Here is a 6,777-nt window from a genome sequence, read left to right as displayed (position 1 = left end):
ACCGCCGTTTCCTGCGCTTTGCTCCGCCGCGTGCGCGGCTCCGCGTCGCGCAGGAAACGGCGGAGACAAGCCAGCAGTGATCGAATACTGTCAGGAGTCAGCCCGGTTCAAAATGTCAGGGATCAACCCGGTCGGTCAATGCTGAGAAACCTGCACCCCCTCACCCGGATCGCATCTGGTGATGCGGTCCGACCTCTCCCCGCACGCGGGAGAGGTGAGGAGAGAGCGGTGTGCCCGTCGCCCACCATGTAACGAATAGGAGAAGCTACCTTGGACCCGATCGCTTACGTCAACGGCGCCTTCGTGCCGCTCTCCGAGGCCAAGGTCTCGGTGCTCGATCGCGGCTTCCTGTTCGCCGACGGCATCTATGAGGTGGCCGCCGTGCTCGATGGCAAGCTGGTCGACAGCGAGTCCCACCTCGCCCGCCTTGAGCGCTCGGTCGGCGAGATCGGCCTCGCGCTGCCGGAGAGTCTGTCCCGCATCGAGGAGCTGCAGAAGGAGCTGGTGGCCCGCAACCAGCTCGACCAGGGCATGGTCTATCTCCAGGTCACCCGCGGCGCCGACAAGGGCCGCGACTTTCCGTTTCCGAAGGGCGACGTCAAGCCGACCCTGGTGATGTTCGTGACCCACAAGAACATCGTCGATGCGCCTTCGGCCAAGACCGGCATCGGCGTCATCACCGTGCCCGACATCCGCTGGGCGCGCCGCGACATCAAGAGCGTCGCGCTGCTGGCGCAGGTGCTGGCGAAGCAGGCGGCCGCCGCGGCCGGCGCCGGCGAGGCCTGGATGGTCGAGGACGGCCACGTCACCGAGGGCGGCTCGTCGTCGACCTTCATCCTCACCAAGGACGATGTCATCGTGACCCGGCCGAACTCCAACGCGATCCTGCCGGGCTGCACCCGCAAGGCGGTGGTCAAGCTCGCCGAGGAGCGCCAGCTCAAGGTCGAGGAGCGGCTGTTCACGGTCGACGAGGCGTTGGCCGCCAAGGAGGCCTTCATCACCAGCGCGAGCTCGTTCGTGCAGCCGGTGGTCACGATCGACGGCAAGCCGGTCGGCGACGGCAAGGTCGGGCCGGTGGCGGCGCGGCTGCGCGAGATCTATGTCGATTTTGCGCGGTCCACCGCGGTGTAGTTGAGAGAGCAGGTGCAGCATCGAAACTCGTTTGCATTGTCCGGCGCTTTGCTATCGTGGCCGCGCAACAGAAAATGCAGGGAGGCGTTTTGATGCGGTATCGGTGGGGCGTGCTCGCGGCTGGCTTGGTGATGACGGGCGCTGCGCTGAATGGGATCGGGGCGGCATCGGCCGATGACGGCTGGGTGACGCTGGTCGACGGCGACAAGAAGGTCGAGTTCACCGAGGTCGGCAAGGCGAACTGGGAGGCCAAGGACGGCACCTTGATGGCCGACAAGCTCGACGGCAAGGATCCGTCCTATCTGGTCACCAAGACCAGCTACAAGGATTTCCAGATCAAGGCCGAGTTCTGGGTCGACGACGCCGCCAACAGCGGCATCTTCATCCGCTGCGACCAGTCGGAGAAGATCGACTCCAACATCTGCTACGAGGTCAATATCTTCGACAAGCGGCCCGACCCGAAATACGGCACCGGCGCGATCGTGGACGTCTCAAAGGTCGATCCGATGCCGAAGGCCGGCGGCAAGTGGAATACGTTCGAGATCACCGCCAAGGGCACGCGGCTGACCGTGATCTTCAACGGCGATAAGACGGCCGACGTCGACGACAGCAAGCATGCGGCGGGCCCGATCGCCCTGCAATACGGCTCGGGCGTGGTGAAGTTCAAGAAGGTGCAGATCAAGCCGCTTTAGCGGCCGTACACTCCGCGCAGCGGCGCTGGCCGCGGCTCGCACGATAGAGCCCCTTGCAGTACCAATGGCGCGCCATCATCTGCAGGGGATGACGCGCCAGCCTGGCCAGCGTCACCAGTTCGAACATGGCGGGCATTGCAGGCTCCTTTACATTCTTTCGACGAGATGGGGCGGCGCTTCGATGATCGAAGTGCCGCCCCAGTCACATCAGCCATGCAGCTTCTTTGCGGTCTCGGCGATCACGCGGCCCTGATAGCGCGCGCCCGCCAGTTCGTTCTCGCTCGGCTGCCGGCTGCCGTCGCCACCGGTGATCGTGGTCGCGCCGTAGGGCGAGCCGCCGGTGACCTCATCGAGCTTCATCTGGCCGGCGAAGCCGTAGTTGAGGCCGACGATGGTCATGCCGAAGTGCAGCAGGTTGGTGATGATCGTGAACAGCGTCGTCTCCTGGCCGCCATGCTGGGTCGCGGTCGAGGTGAAGGCGCCGCCGACCTTGCCGTTCAGCGCGCCCTTGGCCCAGAGGCCGCCGGCCTGGTCGAGGAAGTTGGCCATCTGCGAGGCCATGCGGCCGAAGCGGGTGCCGGTGCCGACGATGATCGCATCGTAGTCGGCGAGTTCCTCTACTTTGGCGATCGGAGCGGCCTGATCGACCTTGTAGTAGGAGGCCTTGGCGACGTCGGCCGGCACCAGCTCCGGCACGCGCTTGATGTCGACGGTGGCGCCGGCTTCGCGGGCGCCTTCGGCGACGGCGTTGGCCATCGCTTCGATGTGGCCGTAGGCGGAGTAATAGAGAACGAGAACCTTGGTCATGACAGTCTCCATGGGGACGAGGGTGATGAGAGAGGTGGTCGCGGCCGGATCGTCGGCCGCGATGGTGACAAACGATTAGGCGGCGTCGACCAGCACCAGCTCGGAATCTTCGAGCGCGGTGATCTTCAGCGTGGCCTCATCGCGGATGGCGGCGCCGTCGCGGGCGTTCACACGGACGCCGTTGACCTCGACGCTGCCGGCGGCGGGCACGAGATAGATATGGCGGGCCTTGTCAGCGGAGTACTCCGCGGTCTCGCCGGCCTTCAGCGTGGTGCCGAGCACGCGCGCCTTGGCGCGGATCGGCAGCGCGTCGGCATCGTCGGCAAAGCCGCTGGCGAGTGTGACCAGCTTGCCGGAACGGTCCGACTTCGGGAACGGCTTGGCGCCCCAGGTCGGCTGGCCGCCATCGGTGGTCGGCTCGATCCAGATCTGGAAGATGCGCGTCGTGGTCGGCTCGAGATTGTATTCGGAGTGGCGAATGCCGCTGCCCGCGCTCATGACCTGGACGTCGCCGGCCTCGGTGCGGCCCTTGTTGCCCAGGCTGTCCTGATGCGTGATCGCGCCTTCGCGGACATAGGTGATGATCTCCATGTTGCGATGGGGATGCGCCGGGAAGCCGGTGTTCGGCGCGATCTCGTCGTCGTTCCAGACGCGCAGCGCGCCGTGGCCCATGTTGCTGGGGTCGTAATAGCTCGCGAACGAGAAATGATGCTTGGCCTTCAGCCAGCCGTGGTCGGCGCCGCCCAGCGCCGCAAAGGGCTTCAGTTCGATCATGGGTCTGCTCCTGCAAGTTGCGCGGTCGGCGGAGCCGCCGTGCTGTTGGGCATTGGAATAGGCCGTGAGCCGGGGTATATAAATAGAAACTATTGAAATCCATTGTTTCCAAAAATGAGACTTGGCCGATGGCGCGACTCCCGGATTTCGAGGCGATGGCGGTCTTCGCCAAGGTCGTCGAACTGCGCTCCTTTGCCGGCGCGGCGCAGGAACTGAGCGTCTCCAAGGCGTCCGTCTCCAAGGCGGTGAGCCGGCTGGAGGAGCGCCTTGGCACGCGGCTGTTCAACCGCACCTCGCGCCGCCTGGCGCTCACCGATGCCGGTCAGCGCCTCTCCGAGCGCGCCGCGCAGTTGTTGGCTGACGGCGAGGCTGCGGAGACCGAGGCCCTCGCGCAATCGCTCACGCCGCGCGGCTTGGTGCGGTTCGCTGTACCGATGACTTTCGGTGTCAAGAAGATCGCGCCGCTGCTTCCGGCTTTCCTGGAGCAGTATCCGGAGGTCTCGATCGATCTCCACATGAGCGACGCCACGGTCGATCTGATCGGCGAGGGTTTTGATCTGGCGCTACGGATCGCGCGACTTCCGGACTCCTCGCTGGTCGCAAGGCGGCTCTGTTCGATGCCGCGCTACACGGTCGCAGCGCCGTCCTATCTGAAGCGACGCGGGCGGCCGACGCATCCGATGCATCTCGCCGAGCACACCTGCTTCGGCTACGCGTATCTCTCAACCGCCGGCGTCTGGCACTACACCAACGCGGCCGGTGAGCAGGCGAGCGTGCGTCCCGCAGGCCAGCTGCGCGTCAACAATGGCGAGGCGCTGTTGCCAGCGGTGGTCGCCGGCCTCGGCATTGCGGATCTGCCGGATTTCATCGTCGGCGATGCCATTGCTTCGGGAGAGGTCGAGGTCGTGCTGAAAGGCTGGAGCCAGCCGGAAGGCGCGATGCACCTGGTGATGCCGCCCGGCGGCCCGCGCCCAGCGCGCGTGGAGGTGCTGTCGGAGTTTCTGGTGAAGGAGCTGGCGAAGGGAAAGCGGAAGTGAGGGCGATCAGGCCATGAGCCGCATCGCCATCCGTAGCAGCGTGGTGATACCCAGACCCAGCAGGATGAGACTGGCGAGCTTGCTGCTCCATGCCATCACGCCAGCGTCGACACGCTGTCGTATCAGCGCGACCGTCGCGCTGAGTACGAGCCACCAGGCGACCGAGCCCGCGAACACCCCTGCAATCAGCAGCGGCGCGGCTGACTGTCCGGCGAGCGCGTGAAGCATCGCCAGGAACAGGATGATGGTGAGTGGATTGGCAGCGCCCAACCCAATCGCGCTGAAGAACGCGTGCGCCGGATGGATGCGCGTCGTGTCGTCGCTTGTGCTCAACACGACGGCGCGGCGGTAGATGCGGAGCGCGAACCACAGAAGGATCAGGCCGGAGCAACATCCAAGTAATAGCGAATGCGATTCGATCCAGGGCTGGGCCAGGGTGCCGAGGCCGAAGACGGCGAAGGCGCTGTAGACGAGGTGGACGGTGGCTGCGCCCAAACCGGTTGCCACTCCCGTCGCGGCGCCGCAGCTCAGCGTGCGTTGGATGCAGAGCACGCCCATCGGGCCGATCGGGGCGGCGACGGAGAGGCCTACGCCTACTCCGGACAACAAGGCGGCTATGGCTTGCGACATGCAATGTATCCAACGACATCGAGCACCGATCGGTTGTGCTTAGCGTTGGATGCGATTGCACGCGTCCATCATTTGCCGGAGTCCCGGCTATCAAGTCGACGCTGCGTGACCTAGGTCACGCAGACATCGACCCATTCGGCAGATGTGAGTTCGGCCATCCGCTCCGGCGTGATCTTCACCGCGCTGTGCGTCGAGCCCGCCGCGGGCACTACGATGTCGAACGCCTTCAGCGAGACGTCGCAATACACCGGCAGCGGAGACTTCAGTCCGAACGGGCAGACGCCGCCGACTTCGTGTCCGGTGATGTCGGCGACCTCGTCGAGGCCGAGCATCTTCGGCTTGCCGCCGAACAGCGTCTTGACCTTCTTGTTGTCCATCCGCGCGTGGCCGGCCGCGACAATGAGAATCACGCGGTCGCCGACGCGCAGCGACAATGTCTTGGCGATGCGCGCGGGCTCGACGCCATAGGCCTCCGCCGCGAGTGCGACGGTGGCCGAGCTTTGGGAGGAGACGAGCACCTCGATATCAGGGGCCTTTTCGGCGAAGAACGCGCGGACGGAGTCGAGGCTCATGCTGACGTGCGCTCTCAGATCCCGAGCAGCTTGCGCGCGTTGGCCTTCAGCACCTTCGGCCGGATCTCCTCGCGGATGTCGAGCTTGGCGAAATCCGCCAGCCAGCGATCCGGCGTGATGACAGGCCAATCCGAGCCGAACAGCATCTTGTCCTGCAAAATCGAGTTGATGTAGCGCACCAGGATCGGCGGGAAGTACTTCGGCGACCAGCCCGACAGGTCGATATAGACGTTCGGCTTGTGGGTCGCGACCGACAGCGCCTCTTCCTGCCAGGGGAAGGAGGGGTGCGCGAGGATGATCTTGAGGTCGGGAAAATCGGCCGCGACGTCGTCCATGTACATCGGGTTCGAATACTTCAGCCGCATGCCCATGCCGCCCGGCATGCCCGAGCCGACGCCGGTCTGGCCGGTGTGGAACAGCGCGATCGCGCCGCCGTCATTGATCGCCTCGTAGAGCGGGTAGGCGAGGCGGTCGTTGGCGTAGAAGCCCTGCATGGTCGGGTGGAACTTGAAGCCGCGGACGCCATAATCCTCGATCAGCCGGCGCGCCTCGCGCACGCCGAGCTTGCCCTTGTGCGGATCGATCGAGACGAACGGGATCAGCACATCGAGATGCTCGGAGGCGATCTCCAGCATCTCTTCATTCTTGTAGCGGCGGAAGCCGGTCTCGCGCTCGGCATCGACCGGGAAGATCACCGCGGCGATGTTCTTGGAGCGGTAGTACGCCGCGGTCTCCGGCACGGTCGGCGGATGCTTGTGCGGCGACTTGAAGTATTCGGCCATCTGGGCCTGGAAATCGTCATAGCCGTCGTCGGCATGCATGCCGCACGGCTCCTCGGCATGGGTATGGATGTCGATGGCGACGACGTCGTCGATCTTGGGCAGAGCGAGCTTTGGCATGGGCGTTCCCGGCGTGCGGTTCTTGATTTGGTTCTTGGTTTGGTTCTTGGCTTTGTGAAATTGATTATACGATATAACGAATTTGGCAATCGGCAATTGGGCCGCCGGCCGAGTTCCCCCAGGGCCCAGGATGCCAGGCTCTGTTGAAGCCCGCGCCACAATCGTTGACATCGCCCAAGTCGGTGGTTAGAAACCGGCCACTCCGGGCGACCCTGTCGTTTGCGGAAATCCCTTT

9 protein-coding genes are annotated in these 6,777 nt (G+C 64.8%); 3 read left to right on the top strand and 6 right to left on the bottom strand.

Going from position 1 to position 6,777, the window contains the following annotated elements; genetic code table 11:
• The first annotated feature begins 270 nt into the window (after positions 1-270).
• On the top strand, positions 271-1,131 hold the full coding sequence (locus ACQR1Y_RS18385; protein ID WP_434861507.1) for a D-amino-acid transaminase: 861 nt from the start codon (positions 271-273) through the stop codon (positions 1,129-1,131).
• Positions 1,132-1,223: 92 nt separating this feature from the next.
• Positions 1,224-1,823, top strand: a complete 600-nt coding sequence (locus ACQR1Y_RS18380) for a 3-keto-disaccharide hydrolase (RefSeq protein ID WP_434877641.1) — start codon at positions 1,224-1,226, stop codon at positions 1,821-1,823.
• On the opposite strand, the gene ACQR1Y_RS18375 is transcribed toward ACQR1Y_RS18380, so the two are convergent.
• The 3 genes from ACQR1Y_RS18375 to ACQR1Y_RS18365 all read right to left on the bottom strand — a co-directional run bounded on the left by ACQR1Y_RS18375 (position 1,810) and on the right by ACQR1Y_RS18365 (position 3,404).
• Positions 1,810-1,959: a hypothetical protein gene (locus tag ACQR1Y_RS18375; RefSeq protein ID WP_434861505.1), complete on the bottom strand. Its 150-nt coding sequence runs from the start codon at positions 1,957-1,959 to the stop codon at positions 1,810-1,812. The genes ACQR1Y_RS18380 and ACQR1Y_RS18375 overlap by 14 nt on opposite strands.
• A 71-nt stretch (positions 1,960-2,030) precedes the next feature.
• The gene (wrbA, locus tag ACQR1Y_RS18370; protein ID WP_006611356.1) at positions 2,031-2,630 is read right to left on the bottom strand and encodes an NAD(P)H:quinone oxidoreductase; all 600 of its coding nucleotides are present in this window, start codon (positions 2,628-2,630) and stop codon (positions 2,031-2,033) included.
• Between the two features lie 75 nt (positions 2,631-2,705).
• The gene (locus ACQR1Y_RS18365) at positions 2,706-3,404 is read right to left on the bottom strand and encodes a pirin family protein (protein ID WP_434877640.1); all 699 of its coding nucleotides are present in this window, start codon (positions 3,402-3,404) and stop codon (positions 2,706-2,708) included.
• Positions 3,405-3,532: 128 nt separating this feature from the next.
• Here ACQR1Y_RS18365 and ACQR1Y_RS18360 point away from each other — a divergent pair, with 128 nt between their 5' ends.
• Entirely contained in the window at positions 3,533-4,441 is a 909-nt protein-coding gene (locus ACQR1Y_RS18360; RefSeq protein WP_434877639.1) for a LysR family transcriptional regulator, read from the top strand.
• 6 nt (positions 4,442-4,447) lie between these two features.
• On the opposite strand, the gene ACQR1Y_RS18355 is transcribed toward ACQR1Y_RS18360, so the two are convergent.
• The 3 genes from ACQR1Y_RS18355 to ACQR1Y_RS18345 all read right to left on the bottom strand — a co-directional run bounded on the left by ACQR1Y_RS18355 (position 4,448) and on the right by ACQR1Y_RS18345 (position 6,542).
• Positions 4,448-5,071 (bottom strand): LysE family translocator, encoded by a 624-nt coding sequence (locus tag ACQR1Y_RS18355; RefSeq protein ID WP_434877638.1) that lies wholly within the window; start codon positions 5,069-5,071, stop codon positions 4,448-4,450.
• A 110-nt stretch (positions 5,072-5,181) separates the two neighbouring features.
• Entirely contained in the window at positions 5,182-5,643 is a 462-nt protein-coding gene (locus ACQR1Y_RS18350; RefSeq protein ID WP_434877637.1) for a YbaK/EbsC family protein, read from the bottom strand.
• A gap of 14 nt (positions 5,644-5,657) precedes the next feature.
• On the bottom strand, positions 5,658-6,542 hold the full coding sequence (locus tag ACQR1Y_RS18345) for an amidohydrolase family protein (protein WP_172113282.1): 885 nt from the start codon (positions 6,540-6,542) through the stop codon (positions 5,658-5,660).
• Between the last annotated feature and the right edge of the window lie 235 nt (positions 6,543-6,777).

Source organism: Bradyrhizobium sp. HKCCYLRH3099, from assembly GCF_051167855.1.
Classification (GTDB): Bacteria; Pseudomonadota; Alphaproteobacteria; order Rhizobiales; family Xanthobacteraceae; genus Bradyrhizobium.
The sequence above is the reverse complement of the archived record's forward strand: the minus strand, read 5'-3'. Positions and strand labels throughout refer to the sequence as shown.

Bases quoted from the DNA above. Each gene is read 5' to 3' on its own strand.
- ACQR1Y_RS18355 (WP_434877638.1), bottom strand. From the start codon at position 5,071: ATGTCGCAAGCCATAGCCGCCTTGTTGTCCGGAGTAGGCGTAGGCCTC.
- wrbA (WP_006611356.1), bottom strand. From the start codon at position 2,630: ATGACCAAGGTTCTCGTTCTCTATTACTCCGCCTACGGCCACATCGAA.
- ACQR1Y_RS18375 (WP_434861505.1), bottom strand. From the start codon at position 1,959: ATGCCCGCCATGTTCGAACTGGTGACGCTGGCCAGGCTGGCGCGTCAT.
- ACQR1Y_RS18350 (WP_434877637.1), bottom strand. From the start codon at position 5,643: ATGAGCCTCGACTCCGTCCGCGCGTTCTTCGCCGAAAAGGCCCCTGAT.
- ACQR1Y_RS18380 (WP_434877641.1), top strand. From the start codon at position 1,224: ATGCGGTATCGGTGGGGCGTGCTCGCGGCTGGCTTGGTGATGACGGGC.
- ACQR1Y_RS18345 (WP_172113282.1), bottom strand. From the start codon at position 6,542: ATGCCAAAGCTCGCTCTGCCCAAGATCGACGACGTCGTCGCCATCGAC.
- ACQR1Y_RS18360 (WP_434877639.1), top strand. From the start codon at position 3,533: ATGGCGCGACTCCCGGATTTCGAGGCGATGGCGGTCTTCGCCAAGGTC.
- ACQR1Y_RS18365 (WP_434877640.1), bottom strand. From the start codon at position 3,404: ATGATCGAACTGAAGCCCTTTGCGGCGCTGGGCGGCGCCGACCACGGC.